Genomic DNA, 17,880 nt, shown 5'->3' with positions numbered 1-17,880 from the left:
CCTGAGGGGACTTAGAGGCTTGGCAGGTTGAAGGATGGCGATAGTTATTAGGGGAGACGGCGGTTTCGTCATTTTGTGAAGTGCTTTTTATTTAAACAAGCAAAGAATCCATTTACCACAAAGGGCACAGAGAGCACAGAATTTTATAATTAATATAAACGGAGTTTCCATCCATGATCAACGCCCACCAGATCCTCAAAGAGCTCAACTTCGAGCGGCTGACCGGCTCGGCCGGGGAGAAGAAGGCCATCACTGTCATCACCAAATACCTCAAACAGCTCAAAGTAAAATATCACCTGGAACCATTCGCGGTCAATTCCTTCGACACCGGCACCGCCTCCATCAAGGTAAAAAATCAGACCTTCAAGGCCCACCCCTTCGGGCTTTCGCACGACCACAAGATCTCCGGCGAGATGGTCTTTTTGGAGGATGCCGATATCATGCTGCGGAACAAAGGAGCCTACAGGGGCAAGATACTTTTGACCTACACCTTCTCCCGCAAGATCGCCGAGCATTTCAAACCGGCCGGGATAAAAGCCTGCATCGCCATCGGCAGCCCGCTGCGCCAGGCCCCCAGCTGGTCCTACCGCCAGAAGATGTACGCCCAGGGCTACGTTCCCTCGGTCACCGTCAGCTACGAGGACGGGCTGAAGCTTTCATCCCTGTCCGGCAGCAAAATAGAACTGGCCATCAAGCAAAGCTCCGGGAAGCGCATTGGGCACAATATCGTGATAGACATCAAGGGCCGGGGATATGACGACAACCTGACCCTGGCGGTGGGGCATTACGACAGCGTGGCCCGCTCGCCGGGCTCCACCGACAATGCCGGCGGGATCGTCACCCTGCTCAAGGCGGCCGAGCATTTTGCCATAAATAAGCCGCAACGGGACCTGCGGATCGTCATGTTCTCCGGTGAGGAGCTGGGCCTGCGGGGCAGTTTTGCCTACGCCCAGAAACACCAAAAGGAGGTCAGGGAGCGGCTGGGACTGGTGATCAACGTGGACGTGGCCGGCGACGAGTTGGGCAAGAACGAGCTGATCGTGCTGGGCACCCCGCAGCTGCAGGGCTACGCCGACGGTGTCACCAAAGAGACCGGGCATTATTTCCGCACCGAGCTGGACATCTACAGCAGCGACTGCATGCCGTTCGCGGTGTACGAGGTGCCGGCCGTCAATATCTGCCGCTTTGGGGGGCAGGCCTCGGGCATGATCCACACCCCGGGCGACGACGTCAAGCATACCTCCCAGCGGGGCCTGGAGCCCACCATCGCCGCGGCCGTAAATCTGCTGGACAGAGTGCTGAATTCAAAGATATATCCGGTCAACAAAGAGATCGACAAATCGCTGAGGGAAAAAATCGAGAAGTACCTGTGGGGCTCGCTGATGGAGCCGCCCAAGCTGGAGTGGGCGCCGGAGTACAAGAAATAATGGCTCTTTGTCATCCTGAGAACACTTTCAAACGTGGCTGGGCGTAGGATGACAAAGGTCACCCATTCAGCATGTCGGGCAGGATAGACTTCTCAGGGTGACAGAATGGATTGTCGTCATGAGGGGACTTAGAGGCAACACAAGCTGAAGGATGGCAGTATCACCCGTTCGGCTTGTCGGGCGGGATGCCGGGCTCAGGGTGACAGAACGGATTGTCATCATGAGGGGACTTAGAGGCAACACAAGTTGAAGGATGGCAGTATCATCCGTTCGGCTTGTCGGGCGGGATGCCGGACTCAGGGTGACAAATGGAGGACCAGCATGTACGATTATTACGTCTATATAATATGCAATTCGAAAAAGATTATTTATATCGGCGTTACCGATAACCTTAAGCGCCGAGTAATTGAGCATAAACAAAAGATCGTGCCCGGTTTTTCAAAGGGCAATAGTTGCAGTAAACTTGTTTTTTATCAATATTTCAAAGATATCAGATGCGCTATTGCCAGAGAGAAACAATTAAAATCATGGCGGCGTCAAAAGAAAATCGAGTTGATAGAACTGAATAACCCAAGATGGGAGGAATTGTATGTTGAATAATATAAAAGAATCAAAACTTATGAAATTCAATATTGCTAAGGCTCGCCCATTGATCAAGCAGGCCCTGAAGGAGGACATCGGGAAGGGCGACATCACCAGCCGATACACCATCGATCCGCAGGCCAACGGGCTGGCCCTGATCATGGCCAAGCACCAGGGGGTGCTGGCCGGGATCGACATCTGCCGGGAGGTCTTTCTGCAGACGGATCCCGAACTGGCCATAGAGGTCAATACCAATGACTCCCAGCCGGTCGACCTGGGCCAGGTGGTCATGAACATCCAGGGAAAGGCCCAAAGCATCCTGGCGGCCGAACGGACCGCTTTGAATTTTCTGCAGCACCTTTCCGGGATCGCCTCGCTGACCGCCCGGTTCGTAGAAGCGGTAGGCGGCACCCGGGCCAAGATACTGGATACCCGCAAGACCACACCGGGGTGGCGCCGGCTGGAGAAATACGCCGTGGCCTGCGGCGGGGGGGAGAACCACCGGATGGGACTATACGACATGGTGCTGATCAAGGACAACCATATCGAGGCGGCCGGCGGGGTCTCGGCGGCCGTCCAGCTGGTGAGGGACGGGGGCAAGAAGAACATCAAGATGGAGGTCGAAGTTCAGAACCTTTCCCAATTGGAAGAGGCCATCGCCCTGGCCCCGGACGTGGTGATGCTGGACAACATGAAGCCCGAGATGATGGCCGAGGCCTGCCGGATGGTGTGGTCGTCGCCGGCCCGGGACCAGGGCCGGCTCAAGATCGAGGCCTCCGGGAATGTCAGCATAGACAATGTCAGAAAAATAGCCGAATGCGGGGTGGATTACATCTCCATCGGGGCGCTGACCCATTCGGCCCCGGCCCTGGATTTTTCCCTCCGACTTAAAGCATTGGGATAAGGCTCCAATTCCTTAGGGAATTTTGTGTCTTGGTGAGAAAATACAGGTCATCCTGAGGATTCTTGCCAGCGTGGCTGGCCGTAGGATGAAATGGGTCACACGTTCATCTTGTCTGGCAAGTGGGCATTCTCAGTGTGACATCGTGATGAAATTAAAGGAATGGGAATGAATGTCGCTATTCTGGGCGCCAGCGCCAAAAAAGACCGCTACAGCTATCGGGCCCTGAGATCTTTGATCGACAAGGGCCATAAGGTATTTCCCATCAACCCCAATCTGGTGGAAATTGAAGGCCTGAAAGTGTATCCTTCTTTGGCCTCTTTGCCCGAGAAGGCGGATACCATTACCGTCTATCTGGCGCCGTATCGTTCAGGGCCGCTGGCGGTGGAGATCATTGCCGCCGAACCGCGGAGGGTGATTTTCAACCCTGGGGCAGAGAACCCCGGCCTGATGGAAAGGCTGGAGGCAAATGGCATCAAGGGGGTTACGGCCTGCACTTTGGTGATGTTGTCGCTGGGGAATTTTTGACGATAAATTAACTTGAAAAAAAACGGAAAAAGTTGTATACTTATAAGTTAAATAATTATGTAACCATAGACTCTCAGTAATTTGGTGCCGAAACAAGGGGGTATCAAGGAATTCTGGGAGTATATTTTATTTATCTAAACTCAATTGAGGTTTTATAAAAAGATCATGTCCAACTTGGAAATCACGCTTTTGGTGGTCTATGGTCTGTTGATGGGAGTGCTGTCGATCTATTCCTTCCATGCCTACCTGATGGTGTATCTTTACCGGAAGAACCGGGGATCTCGTCAAAAGCACCAACAAATATATTCGGAATGGCCCCGGGTCACCGTCCAGCTGCCGATCTTCAACGAGCAGTACGTGGTGGAGAGGCTGATCAAATCCGCCTGCAGCATTGATTATCCCCGCGACAGGTTTGAAGTGCAGGTGCTGGACGATTCCACCGACGAAACCCAGGGATTGTGCCGCCGGCTGGTGGATGACTACCGAAAGCAGGGGGTGGAGGTGGTATATATCCACCGCGATGACCGGACCGGCTTCAAGGCCGGGGCCCTGCGGGCGGGCCTGGCTGTCGCCCGGGGAGAGTTTCTGGCCATATTCGATGCTGATTTCATCCCCCCGGCCGATTTTTTGAAAAAGATGATGCCCTATTTTTCCCACCACCGGGTCGGCGTGGTGCAGTCCCGCTGGGGGCATACCAATGGCAACTGTTCCTGGCTGACCAAAGGCCAGGCTATCGGGCTGGATGCTCATTTCGTGATCGAACACGGGGCCCGAAATTCTTCGGGCATATTCATGAACTTCAACGGCACCGCCGGCATCTGGCGCAAGGCTTCCATTATCGATGCCGGGAACTGGCAGGACGACACCCTGACCGAGGATATGGATATATCATACCGGGCCCAGCTGGCCGGCTGGAAGTTCGTCTATGTCAATGATGTGGTCTGCCCGGCCGAGGTGCCGGTCGACGTCCATGGCTTCAAGAGCCAGCAGTACCGCTGGGCCAAGGGGGCCATTCAGACCGCCAAAAAACTCCTGCCCAGAATATGGAGGGACCGGACCCTTCCTCTGCTGGTCAAATGGGAAGCCACGGTTCATCTGACCAACCATATAGTCTTTCCGTTAATGCTGCTGCTTTCGATCCTGTCCTGGCCGATGCTGGTGATCAAGGTTACCGAATCAACCTCCCGGGGGTTCTTCATCGGGGCCACCGCCTTCACCATCTGCGCCTTCAGCTACCCCCTGTTCTATATCTACGCCCAGAAGGAAATATATCCCGACTGGAAACGACGGGTGATGTCCCTGCCGATACTGATGGCCGGAGCGGTGGGGCTTTCGGTGATAAACACCAAAGCGGTCTTCGGAGCGCTTTTCAACCGCCAGAGCGGATTCGTCAGGACCCCGAAGTACAATCTGAACGGCAAGAGCCGAAGCTGGCAGCAGAAAAAATACCGGGTAAAATTTGAACTGACCGTGATCCTGGAGATCCTGCTGGCGGTCTACACCACCTTCGCCCTGTGGTACGCCATTGACCATGCCCAGCTGGCCACCATCCCTTTCATGCTATTGTACTGGTTCGGATTCCTTTTCATAGCAGGGCTGTCGTTGGTACATGCGGTGAAAAACTGATCTTAGCTTGATATTTGGGCTTGAGCGATCAAGCCCTTTTTAATTTATCAAGGCAGCAGTATCTTCAAATTTCGGGGTATTGATTTGAGCCGACACTTGAAACATATGGCCGGAATGTCCCTGGGAACTCTGTTCTCCAGGCTCACCGGATTTGTGAAGTGGGCCTTTATGGGCGCAGTGCTGGGCTTTACCCCCATAGCCGACGCCTATAACCTGGCCCATATCCTGCCCACCATGATCTACGAACTGATTTTGGGAGGGATCCTTTCGGCGGTCTTCATCCCGGTGGTGGTGGAGCAACTGTCGTCCCCGGACAAAGAACAGGCCTGGAAAAACATCAGCCAGATCGTCAATGCCGCCTTGATAGCCCTGGGAGCGACCACCCTGCTTTGCTGGATAGGGTCCCCGCTATTGGTCTACATCCAGACCCTCAAGGCCGGTCCGGAGCTGCGCCGCCAGGTGCTGTTCTTCTTCATCTTCTTTGTTCCCCAGATCATTTTATACGGGCTTTCCGCCCTGGCCGGCGGCATCCTGAATGCCCGGGACCGGTTTATGGTGGTGGCCTTGGCTCCGGTGGTGAACAATGTCATAGTTATCGTCGCTTTGGCGGCCTATCGCTGGGTGCCCGGGTTTGGGATAATAGGGCTGGCCCTGGGGACAACCCTGGGCGTTTTGGGCCAGGCCCTGGTCCAGTACCCCAGTTTGAAAAAAGCCGGATGGCAATACCACTTCAGCATTGATTTCAAGCATCCGTCGGTCATCAAAATAGTCAAGCTGTCGCTGCCGGTGCTGGCCTATGTCATATTGAACCAGATAAATCTGACAGTCCAGAACAACCTGGCCATCAACTTCCAGGGCGGGGTGTCGGCCCTGCAGTACGCCTTTGCCTTTTATGTGCTGCCCCACGGGCTTTTTGCGGTATCCATAGGAACGGTGCTGCTTCCCGGACTTTCAGGGCTGGCGGTCAAAAAGGACTGGCCGAGGTTCGCCGGCATAGTGGAGAAGGGGATCATCTGGAGCGCCATCGTCATCATCCCCGCCCTGGTCATCTACCTGACCCTGAGCCTGCCTATCGTCCAGGTGCTGATGCAGCGGGGCCGTTTCACCCTGCAGGATACCCGGCTGATGGCCACCGTCCTGTCATGCTATTCCCTGGGACTGTTCTCCTTTACCATATACCTCTTTCTGAACCGGGTCTTCTACTCCCTGCAGGATACCGTCACCCCGCTGGCGCTGAACTTCGTCGGCAACGCCTCCAACACCATCATCAATTTTGCCCTGGTCGGGCTGCTGGGGATCCCCGGCCTGGCTTTGGGACATGCTGCGGCCTATACCATTATCGCCGGGATCAGCCTGTGGCTCATCAAAAAGCGCCTGCCCGATATCCGGCTGGGCCTTGTTTCCCGCTCCCTGATAAAAATAACCGCGGCCTCGCTGCTGACCGGGGCTGGGGCCTTTTTCCTGAATGACCTTTGGCTCCGGCAGATGGGTTCGCTGGGGCTGTGGCCCAAGGCCGGTATTTTGACCGGGTTCCTTTCGCTTTTGATCCTGCTCTACCTTGCGGCCGCCAAGTTTTTCGGGCTGACCGAGATCAATGAGGTCGTTCTGGCGATAAAAAGGAAAATGGCCCCGGAAAGCAGCCAGAAATGACCGGAAGCCGGAAATGCCCGGATTTGATTTTAATACCGATAAAGCGGATACCATGGACAAAAGATACCTTCCCGATTACAGCGGCGGCAGCATCGTCAACCTGATGGCCAGCATTGCCGGAAGGTTCGGGCATAGGACCGGGTATGCCCAGCTGAGGCAGCTGCCGGCCAGCGTCCTCAAGCCGTACAAAAAGATCATCCTGCTGGTGCTGGACGGAATGGGGTACCATTTTCTGCAGAAGCAGGGGGAGGACAGCTGGCTGAAGGAGAATCTGCATGCCAGGATGACCTCGGTGTTTCCCTCGACCACCGCCAGCGGCATCACCAGTTTTGCCACCGGCCTTCCGCCCGACCGGCATGCCATAACCGGATGGTTCGTCTATCTGAAAGAGCTGGGGGTGGTGTCCAAGGTGCTGTTCTGCCAGCCGCGTTATGGCGGCGGCAAATTCCCCGAGGCTGGAGTTGACATCAAAAACCTCATCGGAGGGGATCCCATATTTGACAGATTAAAGGCTCAAAGCTTTATGGTCACCCCCGGCTTCATAGCCGACGGGCCTTTTTCAAAAGCCACCCGGGGCCGGGCTGTTCCGGTGCCATATCAGGACCTATCCGGCCTGTTTGCCGGGATGAGATCGACCCTTAAAAGATCCAGGGGGCAGGCTTTCATCTCCGCCTATTGGCCGGAGATAGACCATCTGTGCCATCTGCACGGGACGGACAGCCCCAAAGTAAAGGCACACTTCCGCCGCCTGGATAAAAAGATCGCCTCCTTTTGGCATTCGGTCAAAAGGGAGGATGTGCTGCTGCTGATCACGGCCGATCACGGCCTGACAGACACCCCCCAGCAAAAAGTCATCGAGCTTAAGGACCATCCGGATTTGAATCAATGCCTGAGCCTTCCCCTGTGCGGGGAGCCGCGGGTGGCCTACTGTTATATTCACCCCGACAGGGAAAAGCAGTTTAAACAATATGTATCCTCTCGCCTGGGAAAGGCCGGTAAATTATATTCAAGGGGCCAGGTGATCCAAAAGGGCTTTTACGGCCCGGGTCCGGCCGATCCCCGTCTGGCCGAAAGAATCGGCGACTTTGTGCTGATAATGGAAGACGGGTGGTGCCTGAAGGATTTTCTTTTAGGCGAGGAAAAGGTGTACTTGAAGGCCCACCACGGCGGAACCACCTTCCAGGAGATGCTGGTGCCGCTGGTCAAGGCTAGATGAAAATAAATGAGATCCCCCCTTGAAAAACATGACAAATAGGGCTATCATATCCCTGTACTGGAAACGGGGGTTCATTTAAATAATTGCGCCAGTGGCTGACAGTTAAATAAAAACTGTTTGGAAGGAGGGTAGATAGATGAGGAGGATATTCCCCTGCTTATTGGCCTGGTCTTTGCTGGCAACAATAACCGGCTGCCGAGGCGGCGGGCAGTATTTGGCTGCCACCAAGCCCTTGGTGGAGCAGTATCAACAAGCGCTGGGGCGTTTATCGGAGTTTGAAAAACAGCCCTATTCCACCCAACAGGCCACCCTGGATTTCTATCAAAAATATTCCCAGGATATGGTCCAGATCAAAACGGGGTTTTGCCTCCAAGCCAGCGGTGGGGATAAAAAACTCAGTGCTTTCCATGCCGATCTCATCAGGCTGCTGGATATTGCCGATCTGATGGCCCAGTCCATCAGCAATGACCTGCTTCGTTACCAGACGGTAATTGCCGGCACCAAATTCAAAAATGCCAGCCAACGCCGGGATGAAGTGCGGATGATCTCCGATAAATGGGAGAACAAAGCCATCGCCGCCAGGGAGGCTTACTCCGCCGAGCAGGACAGGCTTGCGTCGGCCATCAGCGATAGATACCAGGTCGGGTTGGCCCCGGTCGGCAGCAACCCCTTGATCGCCGATCTCAAAAAAACTTTTAAATAGTGGCCGGGCTCGGGGGCGACGGGAAGAAAATTGTTCTTCCCGTTTTTCTTTTGACAAATGACTGCGGCATCGGTTAAAATGTGACTATGAGGAAATACCTGCTTCTGGTCCTGCTGTTCATGGCCCCCGGCAGCGTTCCCTCCCAGGAACCGTCGGATGCGGTACAGCAGGCTATGATGCTGGGGGAGTGGCTGGAATACGACAGGGCCCTGGATGTCTTAAAAGGCATCCAGGGCGATTCCCTCTCGCAGCATAATAAAATCAGACTGTTGATCCTGTCCGGCGATCATCACCGCGCTATCAAGGAGGCGGACGATTTTTTTCAGCGTTGGCCCGGCTCTCCCCTGGGGATCGATTGCAAATGGCAGAGAGCATACAGCCTGAAGAAGATCGGGCTTTACCGTGATGCCCTGTATGATTTCCTGGACCTGGCCCGGCAGGATCCCCTGCTGGCGGATATCGCCTGGATGAACGCCGGGTTCTGCTATCAGCAGCAGGGACAGTCCCAAACGGCCGGCAGGATCTTTGACAGCCTGGCTTCAGACGGAAGCAACCAAGGGCCCGATAGCCTGCTGATATCGCTATTGATGGCCCAGCCTGGGTCGGTCTCCGGCAGCGCCCCGCCGCCGGTCCGCCAGGGTACCATCTATAAAGCCAGCCGGCTGATCAGCCAAAAAAAGTATGAATCGGCCAGGAACCTGCTGACCAGGTTCGTCCGTTTCAATAAGGGCAGCAGCCTGCTGGGCCAGGCCCAGTACCTGATAGGCAAATGTTTGGAGCGGCAGGGCAAGCTGACCCTGGCAGCCCGGGCCTATCTGAAGGTGCCCGAGGTTCAGCCCGGCACCAGTTGGGCTGACGAGGCGCTTTTCAGGGCCGGCTGGTGCCAGTATAAAATGAAAGCCTACGGCAGAGCCCTGAAACACTGGCGGGAGGCCCAGAGAAGATACCCCCAGAGTGATTTCGCAGAGGTGTCAGTTTTTTGGCAGGGAAAGGCTCTGGAGGAGAGGGGCGACAGCATGGCCGCCTGGGGGAAATACCAGGAATTGGCCGCAAAATACGAATATACTTATTACGGCTGGAGGGCCAGGGAAAAGTTGATGGGATACTCTCCTTCCGGGGACAGCCTCTCTCCCGACAAGGTCGCCCAGCTGGCCTTTTTGGATTCCGCGGTGGCCGAGCCCCAGCTTGAGCCGGAAAGCTGGATCAAAAACCATCGGAGGTTCAGCCAGGCATCCCGGTTGGTGGATATGGGCCTGCTGGATGAGGCTGCCAAGCTGGCCGAAGCCATCAGGAAGATCAGCTGGAACGATCCGGTGGCCCTTCATTACCTGGCCCAGCTTTTCAGCCAGGCGGGGATGGACCCCCAGGCCATCTATTGCGCCAAGAGATCGTTTGACCTCTGGATGGGGCCCCGGCCCAAGGCTTTGATAGAGACCTTGTATCCCCAAAGGTATCTTCGCTCCATAGAAGCAGCCCTGGCGGAGAGCCCGGTAGAAACGGCCCTGGTGCTTTCGGTGATGAGGCAGGAGAGCAAATTCGTGGCGGCCGCCCGCTCCCGGGCCGGGGCCAGGGGCCTGATGCAGATCATGCCCAAGACCGGCCAGCGGCTGTCCGGCTTGAAAAAATTCAGGCTCGATACCTTGTATCACCCCGAAACATCCATCGCCTACGGCGCCAGATTTTTGTCCAGCCTGCTTAAGCAGTTCGACGGTTCAATCGTTCACACCCTGGCCGCCTATAATGCCGGGCCTTACCGGGTCAAGCAGTGGCTCAAATCGGAGCGCTGTCGGAATGATGACGACTATCTGATCGAGGAGATACCCTATCTGGAGACCAGGAATTATATAAAAAAAGTAATGGTCGGTTATTACGTATACCGTTGGTTATTGGAGGAGAAACTATGATGCAAAGCCGGATCTGTTCTACAGTGAAAAAACACTGTTGGGTGGGGATCATTGTGCTGGCACTTTTCTGGAAGCCGGCGCCGGCCCAGGAATACCGGCCCAGCCTGCTGGTGCCGCCGCCCTATGGCCATTCCTATGGCTTTCACAAGGCCGGGAAATTCTATTTAAAAATTTTACTCAGTCTGGGAGCCGGGTTCGATGATCCGCAGGGCATCGCCGCGGTAAAGTTAAAATCCACCGATGATCCCTCCACCATTGAAGATGATGACGAACTGACGGTCTATGCCGCCAATTCAAACCGCCACCAGATAATCTATAACCGCGGATTGGCCGGTTTGTCGGCCTATGGCTCCCTGGGGTCCGGCAACGGGCAGTTCCATAATCCCCAGGGAGTGGCGGCCACCGAGGACGGCTTTGTCTACGTGGCCGATATGAACAATAACCGGGTGGTCTGTCTGTACAACGAGAAAGGGAAGCTGGAGTTCATCCGTAATATAGGGGAAGGCGAGCTGTCACATCCCATGGGCTGCGCAGTGGACGATGCCGGAAATCTTTATGTGACCGATACCGATCATAACCGCATTGTGATTTATGACAAGGTGGGCCGCCGGACCCGGATCATGGATGTCGGGGGAAGACTGGACCGGCCATCGGCCATAGCGGTGGTCGATTTCGCCGACCGGTGGAATTTCCACCACGAGACGGTCATTGTTGTATCCGACTCGGTCAATGGCCGGGTCCGTAAGCTCGACCAGTTCGGCAAGATAAAGGCCGAGATCACCGGCGGCGATATAGCCATGCCCGGGGCCTATTTCGCCTGGCTGGCCCTGGATTTCTATGGCAGCGTCTATGCCACCGATATGGTCAACCACCAGGTGCACAAGTTCGACCACGACCTCAAATATGTGTCCGGGTTCGGCCGGCAGGGAAAGGGCGACAACGAGTTCGAATCGCCCCGGGGCATCGCCATCTGGAAGAGATACGGCCAGGTGTTCGTCCTGGAGCGGGAGTCGGTGCAGTATTACTGGGTGGGCGTAGACGGCTATATAGAGGGACTGTATCCCAAGAAACTGAGCAAAGACTTTCCCGGGCCCACCATCTCCCTGATCCTTTACGAGCCGGGGGATTTCAAGATCCAGGTCACCGACAGCGCCGGGAACCTGGTCAAAAACCTGGTCAACGAGTTCCGGGAGACCCTGGGGCTGAACAATATCGTCTGGGACGGCACCGACGAGAAGGGGGGTCTGGTCCCGCCCGGCGAATACATCATCAACGTGACCATTGAGCCCACCTATTCTGCCAAGGGATATTTCAGCAAGAAGCTGACGGCCAGGATAGTGAAGGAATAACTGGCCTTTGACGGCAGCGGTGGGCTAAATAACATGAAGCCCACACCGGTTTTTAAGGGATATTTTCGTTCCGGGCATAACTTACAGCGGCGCCCCAACCACTTATATAAGGGAAGGCCGGGAAAGCTTAAAATGCAGATATAAAAATAATTGCAAAATATATTGAATTATTTGTAAAAGGGTATTGACATCTGAACCCGTTTTGTGTATAATTACAAACCTTGGCCCGAAAGGGATTAAGTTCTTTGAAAATTGAATATGGTGCACAGTGTGTTTGTTATTGAGCTTTATGGATCTTCGAAAATTCTAGGTTTAAAATGATTAAACTTTCTTTATGGAGAGTTTGATCCTGGCTCAGGACTAACGCTGGCGGCGTGCCTAATACATGCAAGTCGAACGGTCATGCGTTTGTAGCAATATGAATGTATGATAGTGGCGAACGGGTGAGTAACACGTGGATAATCTACCTCTAAGTGGGGGATAACTCCGGGAAACTGGGGATAATACCGCATAATATTTCGACAGGGCATCTTGTTGAAATCAAAGGAGCAATTCGCTAAGAGATGAATCCGCGTCCCATCAGCTAGTTGGTAGGGTAATGGCCTACCAAGGCGACGACGGGTAGCCGGCTTGAGAGAGCGATCGGCCACAAGGGGACTGAGACACGGCCCCTACTCCTACGGGAGGCAGCAGTAGGGAATTTTGGTCAATGGGGGAAACCCTGAACCAGCGACGCCGCGTGGGTGATGAAATCTTTCGGGATGTAAAACCCTTTTCATTGGGACGAAATAAAAATGACGGTACCAGTGGAATAAGCCTCGGCTAACTCCGTGCCAGCAGCCGCGGTAAGACGGGGGAGGCAAGCGTTGTCCGGAATCACTGGGTGTAAAGGGCGTGTAGGCGGGCTTTTAAGTCGATTGTGAAATTTCTCGGCTCAACCGGGAAACTGCAGTCGATACTATTGGCCTTGAGTGCGGAAGGGGAGAATGGAATTCCTGGTGTAGCGGTGAAATGCGTAGATATCAGGAGGAACACCGGTGGCGAAGGCGGTTCTCTGGTCCTGCACTGACGCTAAGGCGCGAAAGCAAGGGGAGCAAACAGAATTAGATACTCTGGTAGTCCTTGCCCTAAACGATGGGTACTAGGTGTTCGTTCTTTTAAAGGATGAGTGCCGAAGCTAACGCATTAAGTACCCCACCTGGGGAGTACGATCGCAAGGTTGAAACTCAAAGGAATTGACGGGGACCCGCACAAGCGGTGGAGGATGTGGTTTAATTCGACGCAACGCGAAGAACCTTACCTAGGCTTGACATGCTGGTGAAAACCATGGAAACATGGTCCTCCCGTAAGGGACATCAGTACAGGTGGTGCATGGCTGTCGTCAGCTCGTGTCGTGAGATGTTGGGTTAAGTCCCGCAACGAGCGCAACCCTTATTCTTAGTTGTTTTCCCTTTGGGATTACCCTCTAAGAAGACTGCCTCGGATAACGGGGAGGAAGGTGGGGATGACGTCAAGTCCGCATGCTCCTTACGTCTAGGGCTACACACGTCCTACAATGGGGTCGACAATGGGATGCAATATCGCAAGATGGAGCCAATCCCCAAACGGCCTCTCAGTTCGGATTGTAGTCTGCAACTCGACTACATGAAGTTGGAATCGCTAGTAATGGCAGATCAGCATGCTGCCGTGAATACGTTCCCGGGTCTTGTACACACCGCCCGTCACGTCATGGGAGCCGGTAATACCTAAAGTTGCTTGTTTAACCGCAAGGAGAACAGTACCTAAGGTAGGACTGGTGACTGGGACGAAGTCGTAACAAGGTAGCCGTACCGGAAGGTGTGGCTGGATCACCTCCTTTCTAGAGAACCAGTAGAACCATCTCTTTATTGAGATATGGGGTTCTGCATAAATCCAGAAGATATTATTGCGAGATAACAAACCCTGTGCCACCCTATTCAGTTTCCTCATATTATGAAGGTTATGGGTTATAGGTATACAACTTATAATCTATAACCTTTTTTCTTACCCCTCCCATCCCTCCCCCCTCATAGCCACCATACAAGCGTGTCTCGGGGCAGGCTCTCGAGGGGAGGGAATGAGGGAGAGGTCTGGGCCCATAGCTCAGTTGGTTAGAGCGCGTCCCTGATAAGGACGAGGTCAGAAGTTCGACTCTTCTTGGGCCCACCATTATTGCTTCCTGTCGGGCGATAGTTCGCTGGCGGAGAACACCATTTGGCTGGTCTTTTGACCGGCCATTTTTTTATGGCTTTTATCCCTGTAATCTGATAAAATAATTCAGGTTTGATTTTTCGGATAAACAGCCTAAAAAATAACTTGGGAGATAAAATGAAAAAACCATTTAAATGGGTCTTTATTGCTATAGGCCTCTTATCAACGCCCGCCCTGGCCACCGAGACCCGGGTCCTTTCGCTGTCCGGTGCATCGGATTATGTCTGGGACAACAGCAATGTTTTTATATTTCCCAGCGTTGGGCCGCTTTATTACCGCTCGATGGTGGCCGAACTGGGAGATGAGGGCGCCGATGTGGCTTCCCAAAGCTCGGTCTGGCTGCTATACGCCAACCAGGAGCAGAGCTTTGGGGTGGCCGGCCTGGCAATAAACCATCATTCGGCCGGATACGGCCAGCTGCTGGATCATCTGCTTCCGGTTCAAAACGATTCCTTCAGCGTCGATATCATCACCCGCCTGCAGGACCGCGGCCTGGGGCAGCGCCTTATGGGGATCGAGCAGCCCAAAGCATCCTACGATCTGTTATACTCCAGGAGATTTGATAAGATCACCGGAGGTATTTTATTGGGCCGTTCGGCCTGGTCGGGACTTGACAGCTATTCCGGCGAGGAAAGAAAGGCCGATGCCGGGATCACCGAGCTGGGTTTGGGGATCGGTTATGAGCCCAGGGAAAATTTGAGGGCCGATGCCACGGTTTCCTACAGCCACTTTTCCTTCGGCAGCAGCTATTCCTTTTCGGGGCAGGATTCGGCCCAGGAGTTCTTATCCGACGGATCCAAGCGGCTGGCCTTTGATGGCAGGATCTTCTATGCCCTGAACGAGGACATGGTGATCGTCCCCCTGGTAAAGGCCGGGTATACCCATATGGCCTATCGTTACACCCAGAACGGCGACACCAATTCTGTGGCCGGCAGCGACGAAACCACCCAGTTCCTTCTGGGCTGCGGCTGGAACTACCAGTTCCGTAATCATCTTAAGCTGATCGCCGGGGCGGATTTGGGTTATTCCAAGTCGCTGATAGAGGATTCCCTGATTGTCGGCTCCCCGGGCGAGATAAAGGAAACCATCACCGAATGGACCTTTCCGGCCTTTCACTTGGGGATGGAAGCCAATCTGGCCGACTGGATCACCGCCCGGCTGGGGGCCACCCAGAGTATGGTTTCTGTAAAACATAGCATCGATTTTACCGACGGGACTTCCAGCCGCTCCGAATCTTCGGAGCAACCGTATCAACTAAATCTGGGCCTTACCTTGAAGGCCGGCAACCTTAACCTGGATCTGCTGGTCAACCCAGAGTTGCTGTATTCCGGCGGGAATATCGTCAGCGGGAGCAAGACCTGGCCAGCCACCTCGGCGGCTTTAAGTTACAGATTTTAACTATTGACTTTTAACCGATTTTTGTGATATCTTTACCATTGAGCACGCCGAAAACAACCATTCAACCAACTAAGGAGGCCACTTAATGAGGAAGTCATTAGCCATTTTATCGGCATTGGTGATGCTTATCGGCATTGCCAACGTGACATTTGCCACCCAGGCCAGGGTCAACTCTTTGGGCAAGGCATGGATGTACGACGGGGACTTCGAGGACATCTATTTTTATCCCAATGCCATGGCCAGCTATCCCAGAATGATAGTGGCCGAACTGGGCACCAATCCTGACTCAATATCCCATCTTGGTTCCGCTGCAATAACTTTTGCCAACGAGGAACAAACTTGGGGCGTGGCCGGTTTGGACATCAACCACAAGATCACCAACGAAGATGAGTTCAATACTTTGATTACTACTGCGTTTGGAATGGCCCCCGTGGACAATAAGTGGCACTTGTTTTACGCCAGGGACCTGGGAGGGCTGTCGGCCGGTCTGCATATTGCCCGGGCGGCCTATGCCAGCACCTACACCTATTCCGATACAGTGACTGATCCCTTTACCCCTCATCATGATGATGAAACATCAGCTGGGATATGGGATTTCAATTTTGGCTTGGGTTATTCCCCGGCCGAGAACATGGAGGCCAACCTGGGGTTCTCCTTCAAGACCTATTCCTTCTCTGATGAGATGAATCTGACCTGGCCCAATGTCACTCCGGCCATAACGCCATACACCGAGACCGTGGAATCCGACGGCGGCTCCGGCATTGACGTCGCCCTGCAGGTTATGTACGGCATGAGCGATAACCTCAAGCTGGTGCCCACTGCTGGTATATCAATGGGATCTATCGGCTATAAAACCAGTTACAGCGACACCTCCATGCATCCCGAGGGCGGTGAAATGTCCTCCTTCGATTTCTGGGCTGGGTTCGGTGCCAATTACACCCCGGTGGAGAACGTCCGGGTCATCGGCGGCTTGGACTTTGGTATCTCCAGTGAAACCATCGAGGATACCACCGGCGTGCTGGGCATGGGCGTTGCAGAGGAGAAGTATTCCACCTTCCTGTTCCCGGGCTTCAGCGCAGCCGTGGAAGCCGACGTGCTGAAATGGCTGACCCTCAGGATCGGCGCCAGCAAGGATATAGCCAAAACCACCGCTACCATCACTACCGCCGCCAACACGGAAATTGAAAGCACATACACCAGCGCCGATTACCAGTTCGGTTTTGGCTTGGGCTTCAAATTCAACAAACTGAACATCGATGTTAAAGTGAACGATGCACAGCCCTTCGATTTAGGTTACCTGATGAGCGGAAATCCGAACACCCCGTTCACCCAGGTCTCCGCCACCTATAAGTTCTAATATCTCTACCAAATCTAAGGGCGAGTTCAACAGACAGAACTCGCCCTTTTATTACTCTGGCAAATAAATAGCGCAATGTGTCATTCCCGCCCTTCGGCCTTGCTCAGGATAAACTCCAGCGGGAATCCAGGCCTGGATGCCCGTTTTCACGGGCATGACAACAAGGACGTTCAAAAAACGGATAAGGTTTATTAATTTATTTATTTCCCGAAGTTATGATTGCCAAAAAACTTTTAAGAGAATACGTATGAGAAAAGCCTTTTTAGGGCTTGCCTCCTTGGCATTGCTGCTTTCAGGGGGAGCGTCTTTTGCCACCCAAAGCGCCCGGTCCGCGCTGGGCCCGGCGGCCATATTTACCACCGATCCCGGCGATATCTGGCTTTTCCCGGCCGAATTGAACAACTATCCCCGCTTGTTATCGCTGGAGTTGGATTCCTTTCCCTTTGACAGGAACCGGATGTCATTTTTGGGGACCTGGTCGGATGATGAACAGAAGCTGGGCACCTTTGGGGCGGGATTCGGTGATCTGTTTAATCAAAAAAACATTGAAGCCTTGATCCCGGCCCTGAACGCCGCCATAGCCAACAATCCCCTGATGTCACCCCGCAACAGCATTCCTCTGCCCGGCAATAAATTTCATTTATCATATGCCCGGGATCTGGGGCTGGTGGTGGCCGGACTGCACATCGCCCGGGCTTCGGGGGATAAAAGTTATGATTTCAGCGATACCATCCCGGCGGATGCGGTAAAACGTCAGGCGCATTCCGGCATCTGGAGCTTTGAAGCCGGCGCATCCCGGATCTTTGGCGACAATATCTATTTGCAGACCGGTCTGGGTTTCCAAAAGATCTCATTTTCTTCGGAATTCGAGCTGAGCGGAGCCGATCCTATATACTGGGAAAAGGTGGAAAGCCGGGAGAGCGGCGGCAAAAAACTTGATGTCAGGTTGTTCTACGGGATGACCCCTGCAATCAAAATAGTGCCGGCCCTGTCATTCAATTCGTTTACCA

General features: G+C 54.0%; 13 protein-coding genes, 1 tRNA gene and 1 rRNA gene (1 of these 15 running past the window's edge). All 15 read left to right on the top strand.

Features of this window, described 5'->3' with window-relative positions; all coding sequences use genetic code 11:
• The first annotated feature begins 173 nt into the window (after nt 1–173).
• Complete coding sequence (locus tag A2273_01195; GenBank protein OGF06848.1) at nt 174–1,427, top strand: hypothetical protein; 1,254 nt, start codon at nt 174–176, stop codon at nt 1,425–1,427.
• Nucleotides 1,428–1,748: 321 nt separating this feature from the next.
• Nucleotides 1,749–2,027, top strand: coding sequence for an endonuclease (locus A2273_01190; protein ID OGF06847.1), 279 nt, complete (start codon nt 1,749–1,751; stop codon nt 2,025–2,027).
• Nucleotides 2,028–2,046: 19 nt separating this feature from the next.
• Complete coding sequence (locus A2273_01185) at nt 2,047–2,913, top strand: nicotinate-nucleotide diphosphorylase (carboxylating) (GenBank protein OGF06960.1); 867 nt, start codon at nt 2,047–2,049, stop codon at nt 2,911–2,913.
• A 159-nt stretch (nt 2,914–3,072) separates the two neighbouring features.
• Nucleotides 3,073–3,438 (top strand): hypothetical protein, encoded by a 366-nt coding sequence (locus tag A2273_01180; protein ID OGF06846.1) that lies wholly within the window; start codon nt 3,073–3,075, stop codon nt 3,436–3,438.
• A gap of 165 nt (nt 3,439–3,603) precedes the next feature.
• A complete protein-coding gene (locus tag A2273_01175) occupies nt 3,604–5,064 on the top strand; it encodes a hypothetical protein (protein OGF06959.1) in 1,461 nt (486 codons plus the stop codon).
• 105 nt (nt 5,065–5,169) lie between these two features.
• The gene (locus A2273_01170; protein OGF06845.1) at nt 5,170–6,714 is read left to right on the top strand and encodes a murein biosynthesis integral membrane protein MurJ; all 1,545 of its coding nucleotides are present in this window, start codon (nt 5,170–5,172) and stop codon (nt 6,712–6,714) included.
• A 13-nt stretch (nt 6,715–6,727) separates the two neighbouring features.
• Nucleotides 6,728–7,930: a hypothetical protein gene (locus tag A2273_01165; protein OGF06844.1), complete on the top strand. Its 1,203-nt coding sequence runs from the start codon at nt 6,728–6,730 to the stop codon at nt 7,928–7,930.
• Nucleotides 7,931–8,066: 136 nt separating this feature from the next.
• The gene (locus A2273_01160) at nt 8,067–8,633 is read left to right on the top strand and encodes a hypothetical protein (GenBank protein ID OGF06843.1); all 567 of its coding nucleotides are present in this window, start codon (nt 8,067–8,069) and stop codon (nt 8,631–8,633) included.
• Between the two features lie 86 nt (nt 8,634–8,719).
• Nucleotides 8,720–10,537 carry a hypothetical protein gene (locus tag A2273_01155; GenBank protein ID OGF06842.1) on the top strand — a complete coding sequence of 606 codons (1,818 nt, stop codon included), beginning with the start codon at nt 8,720–8,722 and terminating at the stop codon, nt 10,535–10,537.
• Nucleotides 10,534–11,886: a hypothetical protein gene (locus A2273_01150; protein ID OGF06841.1), complete on the top strand. Its 1,353-nt coding sequence runs from the start codon at nt 10,534–10,536 to the stop codon at nt 11,884–11,886. The genes A2273_01155 and A2273_01150 overlap by 4 nt, the downstream gene beginning before the upstream one ends.
• A gap of 334 nt (nt 11,887–12,220) precedes the next feature.
• A 16S ribosomal RNA gene (locus A2273_01145) occupies nt 12,221–13,746 on the top strand.
• 250 nt (nt 13,747–13,996) lie between these two features.
• Nucleotides 13,997–14,073, top strand: a tRNA-Ile gene (locus A2273_01140).
• 159 nt (nt 14,074–14,232) lie between these two features.
• Nucleotides 14,233–15,513, top strand: a complete 1,281-nt coding sequence (locus A2273_01135) for a hypothetical protein (GenBank protein OGF06840.1) — start codon at nt 14,233–14,235, stop codon at nt 15,511–15,513.
• Nucleotides 15,514–15,598: 85 nt separating this feature from the next.
• A complete protein-coding gene (locus A2273_01130; protein OGF06839.1) occupies nt 15,599–16,870 on the top strand; it encodes a hypothetical protein in 1,272 nt (423 codons plus the stop codon).
• Nucleotides 16,871–17,117: 247 nt separating this feature from the next.
• Nucleotides 17,118–17,880, top strand: partial view of a hypothetical protein gene (locus tag A2273_01125; GenBank protein ID OGF06838.1) — the 5' portion only. Its footprint extends 554 nt past the window's final position; the window shows 763 of its 1,317 coding nt (coding positions 1–763); its start codon is at nt 17,118–17,120; the stop codon falls past the right edge of the window.

It is taken from the genome of Candidatus Edwardsbacteria bacterium RifOxyA12_full_54_48 (genome assembly GCA_001777915.1).
Classification (GTDB): Bacteria; Edwardsbacteria; AC1; order AC1; family EtOH8; genus UBA2226.
This window is presented reverse-complemented; position numbering and strand designations above follow the sequence as displayed.

What these genes read in the sequence shown, in the direction of transcription:
- A2273_01190 (OGF06847.1), top strand. Translation starts at nt 1,749, where the DNA reads ATGTACGATTATTACGTCTATATAATATGCAATTCGAAAAAGATTATT.
- A2273_01170 (OGF06845.1), top strand. Translation starts at nt 5,170, where the DNA reads ATGGCCGGAATGTCCCTGGGAACTCTGTTCTCCAGGCTCACCGGATTT.
- A2273_01135 (OGF06840.1), top strand. Translation starts at nt 14,233, where the DNA reads ATGAAAAAACCATTTAAATGGGTCTTTATTGCTATAGGCCTCTTATCA.
- A2273_01150 (OGF06841.1), top strand. Translation starts at nt 10,534, where the DNA reads ATGATGCAAAGCCGGATCTGTTCTACAGTGAAAAAACACTGTTGGGTG.
- A2273_01175 (OGF06959.1), top strand. Translation starts at nt 3,604, where the DNA reads ATGTCCAACTTGGAAATCACGCTTTTGGTGGTCTATGGTCTGTTGATG.
- A2273_01165 (OGF06844.1), top strand. Translation starts at nt 6,728, where the DNA reads ATGCCCGGATTTGATTTTAATACCGATAAAGCGGATACCATGGACAAA.
- A2273_01195 (OGF06848.1), top strand. Translation starts at nt 174, where the DNA reads ATGATCAACGCCCACCAGATCCTCAAAGAGCTCAACTTCGAGCGGCTG.
- A2273_01160 (OGF06843.1), top strand. Translation starts at nt 8,067, where the DNA reads ATGAGGAGGATATTCCCCTGCTTATTGGCCTGGTCTTTGCTGGCAACA.
- A2273_01155 (OGF06842.1), top strand. Translation starts at nt 8,720, where the DNA reads ATGAGGAAATACCTGCTTCTGGTCCTGCTGTTCATGGCCCCCGGCAGC.
- A2273_01180 (OGF06846.1), top strand. Translation starts at nt 3,073, where the DNA reads ATGGGAATGAATGTCGCTATTCTGGGCGCCAGCGCCAAAAAAGACCGC.
- A2273_01185 (OGF06960.1), top strand. Translation starts at nt 2,047, where the DNA reads ATGAAATTCAATATTGCTAAGGCTCGCCCATTGATCAAGCAGGCCCTG.
- A2273_01130 (OGF06839.1), top strand. Translation starts at nt 15,599, where the DNA reads ATGAGGAAGTCATTAGCCATTTTATCGGCATTGGTGATGCTTATCGGC.